22 protein-coding genes and 1 tRNA gene are annotated in these 21,871 nt (G+C 64.7%); 12 read left to right on the top strand and 11 right to left on the bottom strand.

Going from position 1 to position 21,871, the window contains the following annotated elements; all coding sequences use genetic code 11:
* Positions 1 to 84 precede the first annotated feature (84 nt).
* The gene (locus WEB52_04170) at positions 85 to 483 is read left to right on the top strand and encodes a hypothetical protein (protein ID MEX2225629.1); all 399 of its coding nucleotides are present in this window, start codon (positions 85 to 87) and stop codon (positions 481 to 483) included.
* Complete coding sequence (locus WEB52_04165) at positions 474 to 1,346, top strand: MBL fold metallo-hydrolase (GenBank protein ID MEX2225628.1); 873 nt, start codon at positions 474 to 476, stop codon at positions 1,344 to 1,346. Before WEB52_04170 ends, WEB52_04165 begins: the two co-directional genes overlap by 10 nt.
* A 7-nt stretch (positions 1,347 to 1,353) precedes the next feature.
* On the opposite strand, the gene WEB52_04160 is transcribed toward WEB52_04165, so the two are convergent.
* A complete protein-coding gene (locus WEB52_04160; GenBank protein MEX2225627.1) occupies positions 1,354 to 1,788 on the bottom strand; it encodes a type II toxin-antitoxin system VapC family toxin in 435 nt (144 codons plus the stop codon).
* Complete coding sequence (locus WEB52_04155) at positions 1,785 to 2,054, bottom strand: type II toxin-antitoxin system prevent-host-death family antitoxin (GenBank protein ID MEX2225626.1); 270 nt, start codon at positions 2,052 to 2,054, stop codon at positions 1,785 to 1,787. Before WEB52_04155 ends, WEB52_04160 begins: the two co-directional genes overlap by 4 nt.
* Positions 2,055 to 2,159: 105 nt before the next feature.
* Between WEB52_04155 and metH the strand changes: the two genes are divergently transcribed.
* The gene (gene metH / locus WEB52_04150) at positions 2,160 to 5,648 is read left to right on the top strand and encodes a methionine synthase (protein ID MEX2225625.1); all 3,489 of its coding nucleotides are present in this window, start codon (positions 2,160 to 2,162) and stop codon (positions 5,646 to 5,648) included.
* 260 nt (positions 5,649 to 5,908) lie between these two features.
* A complete protein-coding gene (locus WEB52_04145; GenBank protein ID MEX2225624.1) occupies positions 5,909 to 7,237 on the top strand; it encodes a pilus assembly protein TadG-related protein in 1,329 nt (442 codons plus the stop codon).
* A 70-nt stretch (positions 7,238 to 7,307) separates the two neighbouring features.
* Here WEB52_04145 and WEB52_04140 read toward each other — a convergent pair whose 3' ends face one another.
* A complete protein-coding gene (locus WEB52_04140) occupies positions 7,308 to 7,706 on the bottom strand; it encodes a cupredoxin domain-containing protein (GenBank protein ID MEX2225623.1) in 399 nt (132 codons plus the stop codon).
* The gene (locus WEB52_04135; GenBank protein ID MEX2225622.1) at positions 7,703 to 8,752 is read right to left on the bottom strand and encodes a DUF2330 domain-containing protein; all 1,050 of its coding nucleotides are present in this window, start codon (positions 8,750 to 8,752) and stop codon (positions 7,703 to 7,705) included. The genes WEB52_04140 and WEB52_04135 overlap by 4 nt, the downstream gene beginning before the upstream one ends.
* Before the next feature lie 192 nt (positions 8,753 to 8,944).
* Between WEB52_04135 and WEB52_04130 the strand changes: the two genes are divergently transcribed.
* From WEB52_04130 to WEB52_04120, 3 genes are read left to right on the top strand one after another with little or no spacing between them, the layout of a single operon-like run.
* Positions 8,945 to 9,880: an LLM class F420-dependent oxidoreductase gene (locus WEB52_04130; GenBank protein MEX2225621.1), complete on the top strand. Its 936-nt coding sequence runs from the start codon at positions 8,945 to 8,947 to the stop codon at positions 9,878 to 9,880.
* 49 nt (positions 9,881 to 9,929) lie between these two features.
* Positions 9,930 to 10,124, top strand: coding sequence for a hypothetical protein (locus tag WEB52_04125; protein MEX2225620.1), 195 nt, complete (start codon positions 9,930 to 9,932; stop codon positions 10,122 to 10,124).
* Positions 10,125 to 10,154: 30 nt separating this feature from the next.
* Positions 10,155 to 10,340, top strand: coding sequence for a hypothetical protein (locus WEB52_04120; GenBank protein MEX2225619.1), 186 nt, complete (start codon positions 10,155 to 10,157; stop codon positions 10,338 to 10,340).
* On the opposite strand, the gene WEB52_04115 is transcribed toward WEB52_04120, so the two are convergent.
* Genes WEB52_04115 through WEB52_04100 form a run of 4 tightly spaced genes read right to left on the bottom strand, consistent with a single transcriptional unit; the run spans position 10,337 to position 13,158 of the window.
* The gene (locus WEB52_04115; protein MEX2225618.1) at positions 10,337 to 11,014 is read right to left on the bottom strand and encodes a L,D-transpeptidase; all 678 of its coding nucleotides are present in this window, start codon (positions 11,012 to 11,014) and stop codon (positions 10,337 to 10,339) included. The two genes, WEB52_04120 and WEB52_04115, sit on opposite strands and share 4 nt — an antisense overlap.
* A gap of 60 nt (positions 11,015 to 11,074) precedes the next feature.
* A complete protein-coding gene (locus WEB52_04110) occupies positions 11,075 to 12,025 on the bottom strand; it encodes a metal ABC transporter permease (protein ID MEX2225617.1) in 951 nt (316 codons plus the stop codon).
* Entirely contained in the window at positions 11,994 to 12,728 is a 735-nt protein-coding gene (locus WEB52_04105; protein MEX2225616.1) for an ABC transporter ATP-binding protein, read from the bottom strand. Before WEB52_04105 ends, WEB52_04110 begins: the two co-directional genes overlap by 32 nt.
* The gene (locus WEB52_04100; protein ID MEX2225615.1) at positions 12,721 to 13,158 is read right to left on the bottom strand and encodes a Fur family transcriptional regulator; all 438 of its coding nucleotides are present in this window, start codon (positions 13,156 to 13,158) and stop codon (positions 12,721 to 12,723) included. Before WEB52_04100 ends, WEB52_04105 begins: the two co-directional genes overlap by 8 nt.
* A gap of 122 nt (positions 13,159 to 13,280) precedes the next feature.
* Between WEB52_04100 and WEB52_04095 the strand changes: the two genes are divergently transcribed.
* Positions 13,281 to 14,276 carry an acyl-CoA dehydrogenase family protein gene (locus tag WEB52_04095; protein ID MEX2225614.1) on the top strand — a complete coding sequence of 332 codons (996 nt, stop codon included), beginning with the start codon at positions 13,281 to 13,283 and terminating at the stop codon, positions 14,274 to 14,276.
* A 22-nt stretch (positions 14,277 to 14,298) separates the two neighbouring features.
* On the opposite strand, the gene WEB52_04090 is transcribed toward WEB52_04095, so the two are convergent.
* On the bottom strand, positions 14,299 to 15,408 hold the full coding sequence (locus tag WEB52_04090; GenBank protein ID MEX2225613.1) for an oxidoreductase family protein: 1,110 nt from the start codon (positions 15,406 to 15,408) through the stop codon (positions 14,299 to 14,301).
* 674 nt (positions 15,409 to 16,082) lie between these two features.
* Between WEB52_04090 and WEB52_04085 the strand changes: the two genes are divergently transcribed.
* Positions 16,083 to 16,916: a hypothetical protein gene (locus WEB52_04085; protein MEX2225612.1), complete on the top strand. Its 834-nt coding sequence runs from the start codon at positions 16,083 to 16,085 to the stop codon at positions 16,914 to 16,916.
* 77 nt (positions 16,917 to 16,993) lie between these two features.
* On the opposite strand, the gene WEB52_04080 is transcribed toward WEB52_04085, so the two are convergent.
* Positions 16,994 to 18,037, bottom strand: a complete 1,044-nt coding sequence (locus WEB52_04080; GenBank protein ID MEX2225611.1) for a hypothetical protein — start codon at positions 18,035 to 18,037, stop codon at positions 16,994 to 16,996.
* Positions 18,038 to 18,323: 286 nt separating this feature from the next.
* A tRNA-Lys gene (locus WEB52_04075) sits at positions 18,324 to 18,399 on the bottom strand.
* A 95-nt stretch (positions 18,400 to 18,494) separates the two neighbouring features.
* Between WEB52_04075 and WEB52_04070 the strand changes: the two genes are divergently transcribed.
* The 3 genes from WEB52_04070 (at position 18,495) to WEB52_04060 (ending at position 21,806) form a co-directional block, all read left to right on the top strand.
* A complete protein-coding gene (locus tag WEB52_04070; protein ID MEX2225610.1) occupies positions 18,495 to 19,130 on the top strand; it encodes a DUF402 domain-containing protein in 636 nt (211 codons plus the stop codon).
* A complete protein-coding gene (gene argS / locus WEB52_04065; protein MEX2225609.1) occupies positions 19,127 to 20,797 on the top strand; it encodes an arginine--tRNA ligase in 1,671 nt (556 codons plus the stop codon). Before WEB52_04070 ends, argS begins: the two co-directional genes overlap by 4 nt.
* Positions 20,798 to 20,912: 115 nt before the next feature.
* A complete protein-coding gene (locus tag WEB52_04060) occupies positions 20,913 to 21,806 on the top strand; it encodes a hypothetical protein (protein ID MEX2225608.1) in 894 nt (297 codons plus the stop codon).
* Positions 21,807 to 21,871: the final 65 nt, after the last annotated feature.

The following is a 21,871-nucleotide window of genomic DNA, read 5'->3' as shown; positions in this document are numbered from 1 at the left end:
TAACACGCCGATAGACCGTTCTCCGCGCACCGGCCTATACTGCGCTCCTACCGGCTAGACGGCGGATCTGGAGGCGGCTCTGACGTGGCCCAGGACATCGAGCTGATTCTGCTCCGGCAATGGGCCAGCTACCTCACGATGCCGATTTTCCTCTGCGACCACGACGGTCACCTGCTCTTTTACAACGAGGCTGCCGAACCTCTCCTTGGGCGGCGGTACGATGAAGCAGGCGAGATGCCCGTCAGCGAACTGGCGACGATCTTCGAGACCAAGCGCGAGGACGGCAGCGAGTTGAACGCCGAAGACCTGCCGCTCGCCGTGGCCTTGCGGTTCGCGCGTCCGGCGCACGACCGCATCAGAATGAAGGGGCTCGACAACGTGTGGCGCACGATCGAGATCACGGCTTTTCCTATTGAAGGACAGCGGGAGCGTCACCTGGGCGCGGTCGCATTGTTCTGGGAGGTCGATCCGTCGTGGAAGTAGCGCTCTGGGGTACGCGCGGCTCGCTCGCCAGCCCCGGACCGGAGACGGTCCGCTATGGCGGCAACACGTCGTGTGTCGAAGTGCGCGACAGCCGCGGCACCGTCCTCGCGCTCGACGCAGGCACCGGCATTCGCCGCATGGGCGACGCACTCCTCGACGACAGCAGTCGCGTCGACGTGCTGCTCACGCACCTACACATGGATCACATCCAGGGTCTGGGCTTTTTCGGGCCGCTCTACCAGGAGGGCCGCGAAGTGCACATCTGGGGTCCGCAGTCTCCGACCCTGTCGATCAAGGAACGTCTCGCACGCTATCTTTCGCCCCCGCTCTTCCCGGTGCGGCTACGCGATCTGCCGTGCAAGCTCACCCTGCACGACGTGCCGCTGGGTGAGTTCAAGATCGGCTCGCTGTGCATCGAAGCGCGGCTTGTCTGTCATCCGGGCCATACGGTTGGCTACCGCGTCGCCGAAAATGGCGTCTCGATGGCATACATCCCCGATCACGAACCTGCGCTCGGCTGGGACGTCTTCCCCGGACCGCGCGAGTGGATGTCGGGCCTGGAGCTGGCACGCGGCGTCGACCTGCTGATCCACGACGCGCAGTACACCAATGAAGAGTACGCCGAACACGTCGGGTGGGGCCACAGTTCGTTCGAACAGGCGATGGCCTTCGCCGAAGTCGCCGGCGTTCAGCGCCTCATGACCTTCCACCACGACCCCGAGCATGCGGACGCGCAACTCGACCGCATGGTGGAACGTGCCCGCAACGGCCACTCCCGCGGCTTCGAAGTGATCGCCGGCACCGAAGGTCTGCGCGTGACGATCGAAGGCAAGAAGCCTCACCGCCGCACGGCGATTGCTTAGTCTGCCTCTAGGCTGACTCTTGCTGGTCTGGATTGAAGAGCGGCACGCCAACCCGTTCCGCCGCCACGCGAAGCTTGTCGTCCCGAGTCGCTAGTGGCACTCCCTCCCGCATCGCAAGCGCTAGATAGCTGGCATCGTAGGCACTCAAGTGCAGCGCTCGAGCGAGATCGACGGCCGATCCGAATGATGCTTCGATCGTCAGGTTCTCGATCGCAATCGGGAGATCAAGAAGCGCTTGGACTGAGAGCGCCACGTCGACCGCAGTCACGCGACCACGACGTTCTGCAACAACGAGACCATTCGTAACTTCCAATGGCCAGATCGCCGGGACGATTGCTCCATCGACCTGAACACGATCGAGGACTTTGTAGTCGTCGGACGACGCCTCATCGCCAAAGTGCCATGCCAGAGCCACGGACGCGTCTAGAACGCACGCGGTCAGTGCCGCCGTCCTTCCTCGATCAGCTCCCTGATGCTGATGCCGTTGAGGCGGTGCTTGCGGCCAAACTCACGGATCGCGTCCGCCGCCTCAGCGGACGTCCTCTTCTGTCCGCCGATCGGCACCAGGCGGGCGATCGGCCTTCCGTGCCGCGTGATCGTGATCGTCTCTCCCTGCTCGACCTCATCGAGGAGACGGGGCAGGTGAGTCTTTGCGTTGTACACACCGACTTCCTTCACCGGTGCCTCCTGGCTTATGGTGATGGTCATCTAGTCTGGTCTAGTCTAGTCCGATCCGCCGCCCAAGGCAAGGATCCCGCTGATTCGGCATCACGCCCTCGGATTAACTTCCACATCCGTTACATTTAGGATCCTATGACCAACCAGAACGAGCGTAGTAAGGCGCTCCACGAGGCGCTCCAGGAGCGGATCCTCGTTATCGGCGGCCCGTACGGGACGTACGTGCATGGCCGTGACCTCACGCCCGAAGACTACGGCGGCGCCCAGTACGAGGGCTGTCCCGAGCAACTCGTCATCACCCGCCCCGATGTCATCGAGGACGCGCACCGCGGCTATCTGGAAGCCGGCGCGGACATCATCACGACGAACACCTTCGGCGGTGGCTCGATCGTCCTCGCGGAGTACGGCCTTCAGGATCGGGTGCAAGAGATCAACGAGGCGGCCGCGCGGCTCTCACGCAAGGCCGTCGATGCGCACGGTACGGGCGACAGGCCACGCTTCGTCGCCGGCAACATGGGCCCGACGACCAAGTCACTCACCATCACCGGCGGCATCACGTTCGATGAGATGATCGACGTCTACTGCGGCTGGGCGAAAGGCCTGCTCACCGGCGGCGTCGACCTGCTGATCCTCGAAACGCAGAACGACACGCGGACGATTAAAGCGGCGCTCATCGGTATCGACCGCGCGTCCGACGATACCGGCGTGCGCGTGCCAGTCATCGTCTCCGCCACCATCGAACTGACCGGTACGATGCTCGCCGGCCAGACCGCCGATGCACTCGTTGCGTCGCTCGCTCATGCTGACCTCCTTGCGCTCGGGCTCAACTGCTCGACCGGGCCGGAGTACATGACCGACCACATGCGGACGATCGCCGGCCTAACCGAGTCGCTGACATGCGTCTGGCCGAACGCCGGCCTCCCCGATGAAGATGGTCTCTACAGGGAAACGCCGCTCCAGATGGCGACCGTGCTCGAACGCTTCGTGGATAGCGGCTGGCTCAATATCCTCGGCGGCTGCTGCGGCACGACGTTCGAGCACACGCGTGCGTTCGCGGCGATGGCCGACGGCAAGCGGCCGCGCGTCCCTTCGCGCCAGCACCGCACGATGTTCTCCGGCATCGACTTCGTTGAGGCGAACGAGGACGACCGTCCGCTGATCATCGGCGAGCGCACGAACGAGGTCGGCTCCCGCAAGTTCAAGCGCCTCATCACAGCGGAGAAGTACGAAGAAGCAAGTGAGATCGCGCGTAAGCAGGTGAAGAACGGCGCGCAGATCATCGATGTCAACCTTCAGAACGCCGATCGCGATGAGCTGTACGACATCGACCGTTTCTACGCGAAGTTAATTCACAAGGTGCGCGTGCCGATCATGGTCGACACGACGGATCCCGATTCGATCGAGCGATCGCTGACGTACTGCCAGGGCAAGTCGATCATCAACTCCGTCAACCTCGAAGATGGGCTCGATAAGTTCGAGCGCGTGACGCCGCTCGCGCGCAAGTACGGCGCAGCGCTCGTCGTCGGCACCATCGATGAGGACAAGGATCAGGCGCAGGCGATCACGCGAGCACGCAAGCTCGAAATCGCGAAGCGCTCGCACGATCTCTTGACAGAGGAGTACGGTATCCGCGCCGAAGACATCATCTTCGATCCGTTGGTGTTTCCCTGCGCCACCGGCGATCAGAACTATGTCGGCAGCGCTGTCGAGACGATCGAGGGCATTCGCCTGGTCAAGGAAGCGCTGCCGTATTGCAAGACGATCCTCGGCATCAGCAACGTCTCGTTCGGCCTCCCTGAGGCCGGGCGCGAAGTGCTGAACTCCGTGTTTCTCTACCACTGCACGAAGGCCGGACTCGACCTGGCGATCGTGAACGCCGAAAAGCTGGAGCGTTACGCTTCGATCCCGGACGAAGAGCGAAAGCTCGCCGAAGACCTGCTGTGGAACCGCGGCGACGACCCGATTGCAGAGTTCGCGGCGCACTTCCGCGGCCGCAAGCCGCACGAGCGCAAGAGCATCGCCGATCTGCCGCTCGATGAGCGCCTCGCGAATTACATCATCGAAGGGACGAAGGACGGGCTCGTCGCCGACCTGGAACAGAAGAGGAAGGAAGCGGAACCGCTCGATATCATCAACGGCCCGCTGATGAAGGGCATGGATGAGGTCGGCCGCCTCTTCAACGCCAACGAGTTGATCGTCGCCGAGGTGCTGCAGAGCGCGGAGGCGATGAAGGCGGCGGTGACGCATCTCGAGCGGTTCATGGAGAAATCGGCGGCGTCGACGCGCGGGCGCGTCATCCTCGCGACGGTGAAGGGCGATGTCCACGACATCGGCAAGAACCTTGTCGACATCATTCTGTCCAACAACGGCTACGCAGTCGTGAACCTTGGCATCAAGGTGCCGCCCGAGCAGCTCATCGAGGCGGCGCAGAAGCACGATCCGGACGTCATCGGTCTGTCGGGGCTGCTCGTAAAGTCGGCGCAGCAAATGGTCGTCACCGCGAACGACTTGAAGGTCGCCGGGATCGACAAACCGCTGCTCGTCGGGGGTGCGGCGCTCTCCGACCGTTTTACGCGCGGCAAGATCGCGCCGTCGTATGGCGGCACAGTCGTCTATTGCAACGACGCCATGAACGGCCTCGATACGCTCAACCGCCTGATGGACCCCGATCAGCGAACCCGCCTCGAAGCCGATTTGCTGGAGAAGGAGTTCGCCGAACGGCCGCGCACCGTGGTCGAAGAAGCGGCGGAGACCGAGCAGCGTTCGTCGCGGATCTCGCTCAATGTCTCGATCCCGCACGTGCCCGACACCGAACGCCACGTCGAACGCGTGCTGGATCTCGATGAGATCTGGAGCTATGTCAACCCGCAGATGCTTTACGGAAAGCACTTGGGCTTTCGCGGACGCTTCACCGAGATGCTCGAACGCGGCGACACGAAGGCCATCGACCTCAAGCGCAAGGTCGAAGCCGTGAAGGCCGAGTCACGGGCAGGCGCGATGCACGCGCGCGCCGTGTGGCAGTTCTTCGAAGCCGAAGCTGATGGCAATAAGCTGCACATATTCGGCAACGGAGACCGCAGCGTGCCGATCGCGACGTTCACATTCCCGCGCCAGCGCAAGGCCGACGGCGTCTCGATCCCCGATCTTGTGTTGCCGCCGGAGCGTGACGCGCAGGGCCGCATCGTCAAGCGCGACCACGTCGGCATGTTCGTGACGACGGCCGGAGAAGGCATCCGCGACCTGGCCGAACGCGCCAAGAACGCCGGCCAGTACCTGCGCTCGTACGCGCTCCAGGCGCTCGCGCTGGAGACGGCCGAAGCATCCGCCGAGTGGGTACACGCCCAGATGCGAACGGCCTGGGGCTTTCCGGACGCCGAGGGTACGCCGCGCAAGGATCTGTTTCAGGCGCATTACCGCGGCAAACGGTACTCGTTCGGTTACCCGGCCTGCCCGGACCTCGACTCGCAAGCGACGCTGTTCGCCCTGATCCGGCCCGAGGAGATCGGCGTAGAGTTGACCGAAGGCTTCATGATGGAGCCTGAGGCGAGCGTCTCCGCCCTGGTGTTCCATCACCCGGACGCCGCGTACTTCAGCGTGGGCGCGCAGGACGACGAGCCTGCGTAGGTGCCGTCAGGGCTGACCAACTGAGGTGAACCGGTTCCGGAGAGCCGCGGTCGGGGAGAGCCTCGCACAAGGCGGCTCCAGACTTCCACCCACTCCTGCCGATAATTCCGATAGGTGATGCGTAGGCCCGCCCGCCGGATGGGCTGCGTCGCCAGATGGGGATTCCTGACTCTGTGGGCCGCAGCGAAGCTGCGTAATGGCGTTCTTTCGCCTTGTCGCCCCTCTTCCTCATCGTTCGATGTCAGGCTGGAGTGGGCGGCATGAGCATCATCGAACGGCTATTGCGCCCGCTCAGCGAGCGTGGGCAGGCGCTGATCATCACGGCCGCGCTGCTGCCCGTCCTGGTCGGTATGGCCGGCCTCGCCGTCGACTACGGGGCCTACGCCAGCGAGCGCCGGCACCTCCAGAACTCCGCTGATGCGATCGCCCTGGCGGCCGCGCAGGAACTCCCCGATCAAACCGCTGCGGAGGCCGTCGCAGACGATTGGGCTGAGCGAAATGGCCCCGACGTCAACGACTTCACGGTCATCGTGAGCGGAGGCAGCGTCGATCCGCGGGTCAGCGTGACGATCACGCGACCGCACGAGTTCTCTTTCATCCGCGTGCTGGGCGTCGAGGAGCGTGATGTCGGCGCGGGTGCCGCCGCAGCGAAGTTCTCCTTCGGCGGCGCGGCCGGCGTCGTGCCATGGTCGATCACGCAGGAGACACTCGACGCATCCACGCCGGGCTCGCTCGTCACCGTGAAGTACGACTCGAATGGCGGATCGAACGGCAACTTCGGCGCGATCCGCATCGACGGTAACGGCGCCAGCGATTACGAAGAGTCGGCGAAGTACGGCAGCACGACCGAAGTCTGCGCCGCCACGACGCCCGGATGCAGCACCGAGCTGTGCCCCGGCCCCGACTGCGAAGAGTCCGCGCCCGAGTGCGACGGCCCCGAGTGCCAGCCCAAGACGGGCAACATGACTGGCCCTACGCGCGACGCCGTTGACTTCCGAATTGACCACACGAGCCCCGAATGTGAATCGTTCGACGATGTCTTCTCGCCGCTGTCCGCGTACAACTTCATCGATGTCGGCGCGTACGTTGTGAGCGAGGCCGGCGCGAGCGGCGGCCGTATGGCGAGCGCTCCGCTCGCGAAGAAGACCGACACCCCGACAAACACGCCGGGTATCCCGACGAACACGCCGCTGCCCACGAACACGCCCGGCCCGACGAATACCCCCGGCGGCCCGCCGGACACGCCCATAACCGCGCCTTCGGGTGGCGGCGCCGATCTCTATGCGCTAAACCCGGACTGCAACCCATGGCTGGATCCCGGTGCTTGTCCGCCTGCGCCTTCCAGCGCAGCCTGCAGCCGCAGGGTGATCATCATTCCGGTGATCGACGGATTCGGGAACGGATCGTCGGACCCGGTGACGATCTTGCGGTTCGCGCTCCTGTTCCTTGAGGGCTACGAAGATGACAAGTGCAGCGGCAATAGCTGCGAGATCAAGGCGCGCGTCGTCAACGCCGAACTGACCACGGGCGCGCTCGCAGGCGCATTCGACCCCGATGCTTCGGTGCACTTCACGAAGCTGATCGAGTAGCGCTGCTTTCTCGAAGGATCTGAGAGGGACGAGCCATCGGCTCGTCCCTCTTGTGTTGTTGGCGTTAGCGCTACGTGATCCGCAGCAGGCCGACCATCCCATACGCCTCGTGCCCCGGCAGATGGCAGATGAACTTGTAGTCACCCGGCTCGTCGAAGGTCACCGTTGTGACGCGCGTTTCCATCGCCGGGATCGTGACTTCCGTCGGGATGGTGTCGTGGTGCGCTTCCGTGCCCGCCCGGTGCCGTTCATGCATCGCCGCGTCTCCGACGAGCCACTCGTGCTCGATGGGATCGCCGTTGCGCAGCGCGATGGTGAGCGGCTCGCCGGCTCGCGCTTCGATCACTGCCGGCCCAAAGCTCGAGAACCTGATCTCGACCGTCTCGCGCTGGGCGTCGCCGCCGCACGCGATCGCCAATAGCGAGATCGCCGCTACGGCAAAGGCCGACAGCGCCCTCCGCGCGATCATCGCGACGTTCGCGCCTGGCGCAGCCCCGCCGATACCACCACGAGCAACAGTGCGCCCAGTGCCCCCATGACAAGCCACGTCTGCGTCGCGTCCTCACTCGCATTCGGGCGCAGCACGAACTCGGGTGCCCGCAGGCCGGCGGCCACCAGCGAGGGGCTCCTTGCTTCGGTCGTGTCTACCGCCAGGTCGTAGGTCATGTCTTCGGCGGTACTATCGATGCGCAACTTGGTCAGCCAGGCCGACTCCGGCACCCAGCCCATGCCTTCATCCGACCGCAGGTCGTTGAGCAATGTCTCGCTGGCGGGCGCATTGTGCGTGCGGTCGAGGCCGGCGCGGAATCCGGGCAGAAGTGCAGGCTCGTCATCGGTCAGCAGGAAGACGTCGGCCGCCACGCCGTCCCCCGGCTGCTTGCCGAGTGCCAGGATGCGCAGCGGCACCCACGGATTGTCCGTCGGGATCGTGATGTGGACCGGCGTGCCGTCGCCGACCTGTTGGCCGCGTGCCGCCGCCGCGTCGCCGTCGAAGACCGCCGCCAGGAAGATCGGACTGCGGCTTGCATAGAACTCCAGCACTTCCGGGGCGTCGGGCGACAGCCGGAAACCGTGCTCCTCCGCCCACACCGCCACGTCGGGGCCGCCGCCCTTGAGTACCGTAATGTCCAGTGCGTCGATCCGGACTTCCTGGAGCACTTCCGCCCCGCGCGCTGCCCCGGTGCTGTCGGCGGAAAGCGCGAAGGCCTCCTGCGGCGGGCGCGTCTCCTGTTGCAGGCGCTGCAACGTCCACGCGCCACCGCGCTCGACGTTGGTCGGCACGCCGGGCAGCGGGATCAGCGTGCCGAACTCGCCGCCGCCACCCTGGAACTCGAACGCCGTCACGTAATGCTGGACGCCATCGCTGTACGCGGCGAGCGTCGTCGTCCGGCCCAAGTTGACGGCACCGTTCGACCCGATGAGACCGGCGCACGCGAGCGCCGCCACGGGTTGAACAAGCACCGCGATCCCCGCCGCGATGATGAGGCTAAAGCACGTCACTATGACTCTTTGCATGGTCGTCCTCCTCGCAGTTGAAGGCCCTGCTATGGAGACAGACGCCTGCGGCGGGCGACTTGTTCCCTCCTCCGCCAGCGGGCGCAACCGACGGATGTCGCCTGCACGTACCGCGCCGAGCTTCTAATCGGCGCCTCGCCTATCATCTTGGTCGTACCGCCCACCGAGGGCCCACGAAGGAGCATGCACCCGATGGCCCAGCGACCATTTAGATTCGCCATCCAGACCTCGAACGCGCCATCGGGCGATGCCTGGCGCGAGAAGGCCCGCAAGATCGAAGACCTCGGGTTCTCGGCGCTGCTCATGCCCGACCACTTCGGCGATCAGCTCTCGCCGCTTCCGGCGTTCATGGCGGCGGCCGATGCGACAACCACCCTGCGTGTCGGCGGACTCGTGCTCGACAATGACTTCAAGCATCCACTTGTGTTGGCGAAGGAAATCGCCACCCTGGACGTGCTCTCGGGCGGCCGTGTCGAAATTGGCATCGGTGCCGGCTGGATGACCACGGATTACGATGCGTCAGGCATCGCCTACGATACGCCGGGCGGGCGTGTGAGCCGTCTACAGGAGTCCGTCAAGATCATGAAGGGCCTGTTTGGCGAGGAGTCATTCAGCTTTAGCGGTGACCATTACACCGTCACGAACGCGAACGGCCTGCCGAAGCCTGTGCAAAAGCCGCACCCGCCGATCATGATCGGCGGCGGCGGCAAACGCGTGCTGCGCTTCGCCGCGCGCGAGGCCGACATCATCAGCGTCAACTTCAACCTGCAAGAGGGCGCTGTCGGCGCTGCGACGATGGCCACGGGCACGGCAGAGGCGACCAGGGAGAAGATCGGTTGGATCCGCGACGCCGCCGGATCCCGCTTTAAGGACATAGAACTCAACGTGACGATCTTCGCGACGATCGTGACCGACGATGCATCGAAGATCGCCGAGCGCGTCGCGACCGGCTTCGGCACGACCGCCGAAGAACTGCCGCGCGCCCCGCACGCGCTCATCGGCAGCGTCGACGAGATCGTCGATGAATTGCAGCGCCGCCGCGACGAATACGGATTCTCATACGTCGCCTTCTCGGGTGACGTCTTTGAACAGACCGCGCCGATCGTCGCGAAGCTCGCGGGCAAATGATGTGACAGCCGGCGATTTCCACATTCTGTCCGCGACCGTCCTCGCGCGCATGATCCGCGAGCGTTCGGTCTCCTCCGTTGAGGTCGTCGAGGCTCACCTGCGCCGCATCGACGAAGTGAACTCCCAGTTGCATGCGCTCGTCCAACTGACGGCTGACGCAGCACTCGCCCGGGCACGTGCAGCCGACGATGCGCTCGCGCGCGGCGATGAGTCGGTCCGCTGCACGGTGTGCCGTTTACCGTGAAGGACTGGATCGAGACAGACGACGCGATTTGTGCGGCGGGCATGGCCGAGCGCGCGACGCTGCGGCACGTCGCCGGATGGCCAGCCGATCGCCGTGCAGATCGCCGCGCCTCCATGGCGCGACGATATCGCGCTCGCGGTCGCGGCGCAGCTCGAAGCTGCGTTAGGTGGTTGGCAGGCGCCAGCGATGGACGTCGCGGCCCGCCGCGTGGACTAGAGGTGCACGTACACGGGCATCCCCAACTCCGCGAACGCGAACAGGGCTTCAACGCCCGGGACGCGGATGCAGCCGTTCGACACACGTCCTGTCGACGCATCGACGACCGCTCCGCCCGCATCTTTCAGCAACGAATGAAAGCCATTGTCCTTCGCCGGATCGAAGCCGATCCAATGGCTGATGTACGTATCGAACGGCGCGTCGTATGCAAGACCCTCAGTCTTGGCGTGTACCGCGAAGAGTCCGGTCTGTGTCGATAGGTATGCGCCGGTGTCGACCTGCTCGCCGACGGCGACCTGACCGAACTCCTGCACGACCGCCTCACCGTCCATCGTCCGCACGACGAAGTTCGTCACATCGACGTCGATCCATCGCCCCGCCCGAGGTGGGCCGGCGGGTGCCGGCGTACTTGTCGGCGGCTGGGCGGGCGTGGATGACGTCATCTGTGGCGCAACCGGCTCCGGCGCTATCGTCGGCGGGTCGGGCTGCTCCGGCGTCGGCGACGGCGCCGGTGCTGCGGGCTTCCCCCCCAACGGTATCGGAGCGGTGCGCGACGCGATTGGCTCGACGGTGACGCCTCCCCGTGTCGAGGCGTCACCGGAGCCGCAAGCGATCGCGAGGAGCGCAAAGATCGCCGAAACGCAGATGGCCACGACGCACGCGGCGCGTTTCATCACAGCTCCATGATGACGCGGCACGGCGGCTTGCGGCCAGCGCACATAACGTGAAGCCGGCTACCCGGCATGAGGCTCCTGGATTCGCCGCGACTCGATGATGACCTCGGCCACGGCCTCGGCCGGCTCGCTGCGCAGACGCGCCCGCTCCCACGGGAACGATTGCGAAAGCACGCCGTGTCGCGGCGCAAACAGCCACGCCAGCGCGAACCCGGCCGTCGATACGAGCACGATCGCGCCCCCCGGAGACACGTCGCCATGATGGCCGATGTACAGTCCCACGACACTCGCCATACAGGCGGCCGCCACCGAACCTGCCATCATGTGGAGCAGCCGATCGACGAACAATCGGGCCGTCGCGGCCGGCGTCACCAGCAGCGCGATCACGAGGATATTGCCGACTGCTTTGAACGCGATCACGACGGTCAGCGCCGTGAATCCAAGCAGCAGCATGTCGAGCATCACGGTGTGAAGGCCCATCGCGCGGGCGCCGGAAGGGTCGAACGAGCCGGCGACGAACAGGCGCCGTAGCACGATCACCGATGCAACGACCGCCGCACCGATGGCGAGTGTCAGCGTCACGTCGTTCCATGTCGCGTTTAGCGGATCGCCGAACAGGATGTGCTCTAATTCCTCGCCTTCGATCGTCTCCTCCGAGATCAGCACGACGCCGAGCGCGAACGCTCCTGTGAAGATCACTCCTATCGCCGTGTCGCTGGGGACGCGGCGGTTCGCCGTCAGCCCCGCGATTAGCAGCGTCGTCACCACCCCCGCGATCAGCGCGCCGATAAGCAGGCTGCTGCCGATAAGAAACGCGATGACGATGCCCGGAAAGACAGCGTGCGCCAGGGCATCACCAAGGAACGCTGTGCCGCGCAGCACGATGAACGTGCCAACGACGCCGGCGACGATCGAAACCGCGAGGACATCGAGCATGGCGCGCCGGAACCCGTCGTCCCTCAGGGGATCGATCAGCCAGTCAATCATGGTGCGCACCCGCTTCATCGGCATGGTGCAGCATGTGCTCTTCGATCACCTGATCGCGCGTCGTGCGGAGCACGATCATCGATCCGCCGTGGATCGTCGTATGTGTCGCTTGCAGCACGATCTTCCCGTGACTCCTCCACTCGTCGAAAAGCTCGAGAATGCGATCGTGCGTGGCCGCATCGACGCCGCCCATCGGTTCGTCGAGGAGAAACAGGTCAGCATCCTGCGCGATGGCGCGAGCCAGGAACGCGCGTCGTTGCTGACCGCCGGAGAGCGCGCCGATCTGCCTGTCAGCCAGGTCTTCGATGTCGAGGCGCCGCATGGCTTCGGCGATCCGTTCGTGGTCGTCGGCGCGCAGCGGGGCGATCCAACCCTTCACGGCGTGCCGCCCCATCGCCACGACGTCGCGTACGGACACCGGGAACGTCCAGTCGACCTCCTCGCGCTGCGGCACGTATGAGATGCGATGTCTCACGCGACGGATCGGCTCATCGAACAGCGTCACCGTGCCTTCGACGATGGGCAGCAACCCCGCAATCGATTTCAGGAGCGTGCTCTTGCCAGATCCATTCGGTCCGACGATGCTCACCATCTCGGCGCGGGGAATGTCGGCGTTCAGGCCGCGCAGCACGACCGTACTTCCATATGCGAGCGCAACGTGGCGGAGTACCAGGCAGTCCCCATGGTTGGCGGGCGCCGGCATGGCCTCGGTCAGGGACTTAGGCAACGGGCACCTTCTTGCCCTTGAGGATGCGGCAAGATTGGCAGCGGCCGTAGACCTCCAGCCAATGACCTTCGATCTCGTACTGCGTGTTCTTCGCCAGTTCGTTCACCAGCGAGGTCACGTCGCACGTGGTGAAGTCTTCGACGCGCCCGCAATCGCGGCAGACCAGGTGATGATGATGTCCGCGGGCGCTGACGCGATAGTGCAGGGTGCCGTCGTCCATCAGCACGCGGCAGACGACGTTGAGATCCGTCAGCAGCTTCATCGTGCGGAAGACGGTCGCGCGGCCGACCTTGCGCGCATCGCCCAGGACGTCATCGACCGTGAAATGCGATGCCTGGGCCAGCACCGCGTCGATGACCCGCCGCCGGCTCGCGGTCAGGCGGTGACCTCGCATCTCCAGTCGCTCGATGATGATGTCGATGTCGGACATGTCGTTTCCTTAATTGAGACCGAGTGTCACTCTAAACGAGACTTGGTATCAGGTCAAATCACACGAGGCCCCGGACTATCCGGCGACCGGATGATTGGGCCGGGGATAGACTGCGCTCGAACATGATTGCATCGATCGTCGATACGGCGCGCGAACTTGCCGATGAGCTGCTGTTCCCCACAGCTATCGAGACCGACGCCGCTGATCTCGTCCCGCAGTCGCACCTCGATGCCTTCGCCGGTCGCGGCTTGTATGGCCTGACCGGCCCCACTGACTGCGGCGGCCTCGGCGCGGACTTTCCGACGGCCTGCGCCGTCGTTGAGACGCTGGCGAGCGGCTGCCTTACGACGACGTTTGTCTGGGCGCAGCATCTCGGCCCGGTATGGCTGCTGTCCGCTTCGAAGGATGCAGCGCTGCGCGAGCGATGGCTGCCGCGGCTCTGCTCCGGCGACGTCCGCGCTGGCATCGCGCTGAGCGCCTTTCGCGCGGACCGGCCGCACGTGCGCGCCGAACGCGTCGAAGGTGGCTGGATGTTCGATGGCGTGGCGCAGTGGGTCACGGGCTGGGGTCGCAACGACATCCTCCTTACGTCCGCACTCTCCTCCGATCGCCGCCTCGTGCGCGCGCTCGTCGATGGGGCTGCCTGTGCGACGCTCTCAGCGCGCCGGCTGCACCTGGTCGGCGCGAACGCGAGCGCCACGGTGGAGCTGACGTTCGAGCGGCATTTCGTGCCGGCGGAGCGCGTCGTCACCGACGAGTCGTACATCGCGCCGCCCGCGTACGATGGCGGTGGCCGCTTCAACGGCTCGCTGTCGCTCGGCGTCGCTCGTCGCTGCTGCGCGCTGATCGGCCCATCGCCGCTCGATGCGGAACTGGTCGCGCGCCGCAATCAGCTCGACGCCGCCACTGACGAGACGATGGCGCAAGCCCGCGCCGCCGCCACCGAACTGGCGCTTCGAGCGGCCGGCGCCCTCTCGGTCGCGACGGGCAGCCGCTCGCTGTTGCGGGAGCACCACGCGCAACGCCTGGTCCGCGAGGCGACGTTCCTGCTGACCTTCGGCACGCGCCCGGCCATCCGCGCCGGGCTGCTCGAGCGACTCGGCGCATCGAGCGAGTGACGCCGACGGGCGGCGGCGGCGGTCACTCGGGCAGCAGCGCCAGTGCGTCGTGGTCCATGATGGCCGTCGATAGCCGGTCGAAGAACAGCTCGAACAGCGCTTGTCCGCGTTCGTTGGCGGTGTCCAAGGTCGCCGCGTTGACGACCCAGATGCCCAGGCTGACGAGCAGCGATCGCTTGTAGTCCTCAACCAGCGCGTCGAACGAATAGTCCGATACGCCGTTCGCGACCAGCGTGTCGTGGTACTCCCGCAGGATTGCCATCTCGTGCGCGCGACGCGTCTCGACATCGACGTTGCTGTAGAGGAAGTAGGCGATGTCGTACGCACCCCAGCCCTGGTTCGGGCTCTGCCAGTCGATCACGGCCAGCTCGTAGCCGGCGCCGTCTTCGCCGAAGAACATGTTGTCGAGGCGGTAGTCGCCGTGGGCGATCGTCATAGTGTTTTCTTCGGCGATCGACGCCATGAGCTTCGTGATGCGCTCGCCGAGCGTCGGAAAGGCGGCGCGCAGGGGTGGCGGGATGCGGTCGCCGAAACGGGCGAGCGCAGCTTCCCACGCCTGCGGGTAGGAGTGCTGCATCGCCCCGTTCACGAGGTCGATGCCGGGCTGCAGCCAGGGAATCTGCGTCAGCCGCGGATGCCCCCACCATCGCGCGTGGTGCAGGGCGAGATGCGCGAGCGCGGTGCGCGCCTGTTCGGACGTGCAGCCGGCCACCTGGTCGCCGCAAATGCCGTTCGACGAGAGGTCTTCGAGCAGCAGCACGTAGCGCACGGCTTCGGCGTCACCGTCGCTGTAGTAGCAGCGGGCAACGCGGAAGGTGATCTCGCCGGCGAGTTCGTTGTAGAAGCGGTACTCACGTTCGTAGAGGCCGTACAGCGCGGCCAGCTCGCGCGCGCCGGGATCGAGCGCGGGCATCTTGGCGATGAGCGTCGTGGGGGCGCCTTCTGATGGGCGGTCGTAGGTCAGCGTCAGCCGCGCGATCTGGCCGATGAAGCCGGCGCCCTGCCCGAGCACCTCGTGCGCGACCGACGTGACGCATGCATCGCCGATGATTGCGCCGGCGCGCAGCGCTTCGGTGAGCCATGCGGGCGTGATCTCCGCCGGCGTCGTCGGTATGTCCAGCTTCGTCGTCATCGCACCTCTCCCATGTGGTTGCCCCCGTCGTAGAGGGTACGGCAGCGCGGCGTGGCGGCGCGAGCGCCGCCGCAGGCGGTGCGGCCAGCGATGATGGCGGCAACTTGATTGGTTGCGATTCCCGGCCCGTGTGTGCGGCGTTTTGAAGCTGATCTTGATTGTCCGTTTTGATTGAGTGCTGCGGGCGACGAAGGCGGCGGGCAACGCCGGCCGCTGATCCGGCGAGATGGAGAGTGGAGTTTCACGACCGGCATGATGGTTCCTGATCGGCCGCGGATATCGCTCGCGGCGCTGTTGCGGGCATGGCGTGGCGCCTGCGGGTCGATGGTACGCCGGGGTGGGGGCGAACTCCGAGCGATGCGCGGCGCTGTTGTTGGGGATAGTTGACAACGAACGAAGGTGAGGCCCGAGAGCCTCGCCCCGTTTATGTCGTAGTGGTGAGCCGCGAAGGACTCGAACCTTCAACCGGTTGATTAAGAGTTGAGCCGCTGACTCCAAAGCGCGTCGATATCGTTGCCGATTCCTACCGTACGTTTGTGGACTTCCAAGCAAGTCTTATTAGATGTTCTTTAAAGTCTATGCTGCGCGTACTATTTGCATGTATTGAGTGTTCCCCGACAGACGGGAAGGGACCGACCGTGCAGCTACGATCAATGCTTCTATACTCTGCGCTCATGGTGGCGGTAGGTCTGTCTGAGTCTTGCTCATCAAGCGACTCGGCTCGGCAGGGTAACGGTGAGCCAACGCTCCAAGCAGAGCCTTCTCCCAACTCGACGGACGACGATGCGAGTTACGCCGACGAAGACGCGATCTTTCAAGCCTTCATGGCCGCACGTCTGTACGCGAATGCCAACAATCTGCTGACCGAACTGGACGAGCTGATCGAGGACATGGGCGAGGGATCTGATCGCATTGCCTTCGGGTATGCGCTGGAAGTTGAAATCGCCTGTTTCTCGGCGGAGACGCTAAACGGTGAACTCGCAAGGAGCATAAATGCCGTGTGTAGTGAAGCCAGTCCGCCCGAGTCCAGCGGGCGGAGCGGCGTCGCGTTAATGATTTCACGTAATGCTGACTTCGCAGGCGCGCTGGAACTCACGGAGAATGTGCGAGATGCTACGCTGAGCTTTCTCACCGCGAAGGCACCTCCGAGCCTCGACAGAGTTGAACTCGAATTAGCGACGGTCCTGGCGGGGGACGCCGACCATCTCTTAAGTGCCCTCGACGACCAGCTCGACGAGGAAGAAGGGGGAGTCACTCCGTTCGTCGTCTCCCTCCGAGCAACCGACACTTTGCTTGATTGTGGTATCGTCAGAGATGGCGGGTTCGCAATCTGGGACACTTTGTCCAGTGTCTGTGAGCCTGCGCTAGCAGACGGGTTCCTCTTATCGCTCGTGTCGCTCGAACGCTACTCAGACGCTCGCGAACTCGCCTCGCCTCTGAGAGCGGTGGCGGCTTGCCACTATCTCTCGGTTCTGAACGTTCGCTTCGAGGCATGCGAGCCGCCATGACGACACGGGTCTGCGGGCTCAGCGTCCGAGCCACTTTGGGCAATACCATTACCATTCCCAGAACCATGGAACGCGACTTACCAGCCGCCTTTCACACCCTGGATAGTAGCAGCGGCCTCTCGAAGGCGATCCATGCTTTCATGTCGCATGTTCGTATCCTTCTGCATCCGCAACTCTCGGAAGTGCTCCGTCAACTCAGCGGCAGCCTTAAATTTGTTCGAAGCGGTGACAGCTACAGCCATGATCGATGTCGAAAACGCGCGAGTGAGCGTTGGATAGCTCGCCTCTCGCCTCTCAAGATCCAAGAATCCGAGTTCAGTCCGAACCTCGTTCAATGCTTCGGGCGTCACCTCGCTGCGGGGAAGAATGAACTGAGCACGCGCCTGAGCGATGAAGAACCCAAGGTCTTTCGCCATCCTGAATGTGGTGTAATGCGCTCGCCTCAAGGCCAACACAGGGACGAACCGGACGTCAGGGTTCGCCAGCTGTAATCGCGCGCTCTTATCCAAAAGCTGGTAGAGTTCGGCTGACTCCGGATAGATCCAGTGGCGCAAATTCTTCACTTCGACGAGCACGGTCGCGGTTCCGATTGGCTTCCCTGAGTCGTCCGTGAGCAAAAGATGTGCCGCGTCATCCAGCGCTCCACCCGGAACCTCCCGGTTGAACAGAGATACGATCTCCCCACCCTTGGGCTTGAGTAGGACATAGCCCGCAGGTGCCGCCTCCATCAGCGACGCGTGACACACTCTCTCGCCGGCGACGCCAATCAGATTGGGCACTTTCCCTTGCGCTGCCGACCAACTCAGGTAGCGTGCCATCAACAGGCGTTTGCGCGCGGCGGCATCGTGCACTGCACGTTCTCCCCGCTTGGTGTCTGCAGGCACGATGATGGGAATAACCTGACCGCCTCGGGTGGGCTCCGTGATCTCCTTTAGTACGTCACGCTCTAACAGTGCGCGCTTCGCGTTTAGGAGATGATGTGGATTCAGTCCGCGTGGAGCATTCTGGGTGGGCGTCTCAGCGAGCTTCGCTTCCACCTCAAGCCAAGCTACCGCATGCTCGCGAGCGAGCAACTCCTGGATGCCGTCTTCTGCCAGTTGCTGATATACCTGTGGATCCATCCTTGAAGGGAAATACTCCTATATCCGGAGGCGCGGACTCGCCTTAAACCGCAAATCGGAAGGCGGGCCACCCTACAACCACAGACTCTAGTCGGCGGGCGCTTGTGGCCAGAGGTGCTAACCTGCAACGCGAAACAAGTCTCTTCAACGAAACTGTTTGGCTAGCTCTCCGAACGGCTAACTGAAAACAACCATTTTAGTATCCAAGTTGGTCTCCTGAAAACGCACCAATCGTCGCCTCCACTACGCTCTCGTAGAATTCGGCAACGACTGGAGAACTGCTATGTGGTGAGCCGCGAAGGACTCGAACCTTCAACCGGTTGATTAAGAGTCAACTGCTCTACCAATTGAGCTAGCGGCCCACAGGGAAACTCACCAGCGCCCGCGCGGGGCGCCGATCTATTCTAGCAAGCATCGGCGCGAGTTCCAGCGGCGGCTCGCAAGTACACTCACCGGCATGGACGAGGGGCTGATCGGCCGTGAGACGCCGGTGCACATCACGAAATACGACGGGTCGTATCACCGTCGGTGGCCGGCGCGGTTTGTGCTGCGCAAGGGGCCGTTGTACCTGGTGACGTTCGCCGCCGGGGAGCCGATCTGCTGCACGCCGGAGCCGTCGGACGACCCCGACCCGCTGCCGGCGAAGTACGGCGGCAGCGTCTACCTATACGACGACCGCTGGTTCAATATCAGCCGGATGAAGCGCGACGGCGGCACGTGGTATTACGTGAACATCGCGACGCCGGTGGAGTTCGACGGGGCGTCGTTTCACACGGTCGACCTCGACCTGGACATATCGTGGTTTACCGATGAGCGTGACCCTGAGGAGCCCCGAGGTGGAGGTGCGGTGCGCGAAGGTCGCGGGCTGAAAGCCCGCGCTACGAATCCGCCGCGCGCCACGCATATGTCGCACGGGAGTCGCGGGCTGAAAGCCCGCGCTACGGAGGCGCCGCGCGTGCTGGATGAAGATGAGTTCCTCGACCACAGCAAGGCCATGAGTTACCCTGCCGACGTTATCGAGCAGGCGCGCGCCGCCGTGGACCAGGTCCTCGGGTTGATCGGGAAGCGCGCTTTTCCATTTGACGGGACATGATTCGCGACGACCTCGCTCGCATGGTGGAAAAGGCGGCGCAAGCGGCCATGACGGCCGGCGATCTGCCGCAGGTCGTGCTGCCGGAGATCGTCATCGAACGGCCGCGGCGGCCCGAGCACGGCGACTACGCGACGAATGTGCCGCTCTTGCTGGCGCGCGTCGCGAACCGCAAGCCGCTGGACATCGCGGCGGCGATCGCGTCGAAGATCGACCTCGGCGCTGAAGTGAGCGCGGCGGACGTTGCGCCGCCGGGCTTCATCAACTTCCGGCTGTCCGAAGACTGGCTGCGCGCGCAGGTGAACGCGATCGTCGCTGCCGGCGAGACGTTCGGGAATATCGCGCTGGGCGACGGCGTGCGCGTGCAGGTGGAGTTCGTCAGCGCCAATCCGACGGGGCCGCTGACGGCGGGCAACGGCCGCGGCGCCGCGATCGGCAGCGTGCTGGCGTCGGTGCTGGCGGCGGCGGGCTACGACGTGCAGCGCGAGTACCTGGTGAACGACGCCGGCACGCAGACGGAGGTCTTCGGACGGACGCTGCTCGCGCGCTACAAGCAACTGCTCGGCGAGAACGTCGAGGTGCCGGCCGATGGCTATCCCGGCGAGTACATGATCGACATCGCGAAGCGGATCCGCGACGAGATGGGCGATCGCTTCGCCGCCGCCGATGAGCCGCCTTCGGAGATGGTGCTGCGCGGCGTCGATATCGTTGTCGAGGGCATCGAAGACGACCTGCGGCGCCTCGGTATCACGTACGACCAGTGGTTCCGCGAGCGCTGGGTGTACGAGAACAAGGTCGACGGCGCGACGGTATACGACGCGGCGATGCAGACGCTGCGCGACAAGGGCTATCTCGTCGAAAAGGAGGGCGCGCTGTGGCTGGCGTCCACCGAACTCGGCGAGGACAAGGACAACGTCGTCATCCGCAGCACGGGCCGCCCGACGTACTTCGCTTCGGACATCGCGTATCACTACGACAAGTTCGTGCGGCGCAAGTTCGACCGCGTGATCGACGTGTGGGGCGCGGACCACCAGGGGCATGTCTCGCGCATGAAGGCCGGCGTGCAGGCGATCGGCGTCGATCCGGCGCGGCTCGATATTCTGATCTACCAGCTCGTCAGTTTTCGTCGTGGCGACGAGCTGGTGCGGCTGTCGAAGCGCTCGGGGAACATCGTGCTGATTCGCGATATCGTCGACGAAGTGGGCGCCGATGCCGCGCGCTTCTTCTTCCTGGCGCGGTCGGCTGACAGCCAGATGGAGTTCGACCTGGAGCTTGCGAAGCGCCAGTCGGCGGAGAACCCCGTCTTCTACGTGCAGTACGCGCACGCGCGCATCGCCGGCATCCTGGCGAACGCCACGGAGCGCAAGATCGCGTTCGAGGCGGCCGACGTCGCGCTGCTGCAGCATCCTGCGGAGCTGGAGCTTGTGCGTCGCATGCTGCAACTGCCGGAGCTGGTACACCTGATGGCGATGCAGCACGAGCCACATCACCTGCCGCACTACGCGCAGGAGCTGGCGACGTCGTTTCACCAGTTCTACACGGAGTGCCGCGTGATCGACGACGAGGCGCCGGAGCTGTCGAAGGCGCGGCTGCATCTCTGTCGCGCGGCGAAGGTGACGCTGGCGCGGGCGCTCGGGCTGATGGGAATGTCGATGCCGGAGCGGATGTAGGGTGGTGGTCGTCGGTCGTCGGGGTTCACCGCAGAGGCGCAGAGGCGCAGAGGTTTATTGGTTGGGCCGGCGGTGGCCGTGCGCTGCGCTCGCTTTGGCGCTCCTCGCTTCGCTGATGGTCGCCAGTGTGATGTTTGCTGCGTGCGGTGATGATGGCGGCGATGGTGGCGATGCTGCGGACGCCCACATTGTGTACGAGGCGAATGATGGCGCGCGCACGAACGTCTATAGCGTCGATTCGGAGACGCAGGCATCGGTGCAGCTCACGCAGGGCGAGAGCTACGACGGGCAGCCGGCGTGGTCTGTCGATCGCGAGCGGATCATCTACATCTCGGACGCGGGGCAGGCGCCCAATGTCACCGATGTCTACACGATGGCGGCAGACGGCAGCGATGTGCAGCGTCTGACGAACACGTTGGATGCGGCGGAGCGCAGCCCGAAGTATGCGCCTGATGGATCGCGCATCGCGATCGCGCTGCTGCGAGGAGGGGAGTATTTCCTGGCGACCCTGGCCCCGGACGGCAGCGATGAGCAGGTCCTCGCGGGGCCGTACGAGTTCGTCGAGTTCCCGTCGTGGCGGCGCGACGGCCAGGAGATCTACTTTGCCGCGATCGGCGACGGCACGCAGAGCATCGATATCCTGTCGGTGAGCCCGGCGACGCGCGACGTGACAGTGCGCGTGTCGACGCCATCGCCGGATGTCTGTCCGCACTTCTCGTTCGACGAGGAGTACATGACGTATGCGCGCTCGCCCTCGGGGCCGAACGACGAGCCTGACATTTTCCGCCGGCCGCTCGCGTCGGACGATGTCAGCGGCGTCGACGACGAACGCCTGACGGATGCGGAGGGGCGCGACGACTACGCGAATCCGTCGTCGGACGACGAGCGCTACGTCTTCCTGTCGAACCGCGACGGCAACTTCGACCTGTACCTGATGGACCGCGACGGCGGCGACGTGACGCGCCTCACGAACACGCCGGACCTGCGCGAGAATGTGCCGGACTGGTAGTCTCGGGAAGCGGGAAGCGGGAAGCGGGAAGCGGGAAGCGGGAAGCGGGAAGCGGGAAGCGGGAA

The sequence above is a fragment of the Dehalococcoidia bacterium genome (genome assembly GCA_040902535.1).
GTDB lineage: Bacteria > Chloroflexota > Dehalococcoidia > DSTF01 > JACRBR01 > JBBDXD01.
This window is presented reverse-complemented; position numbering and strand designations above follow the sequence as displayed.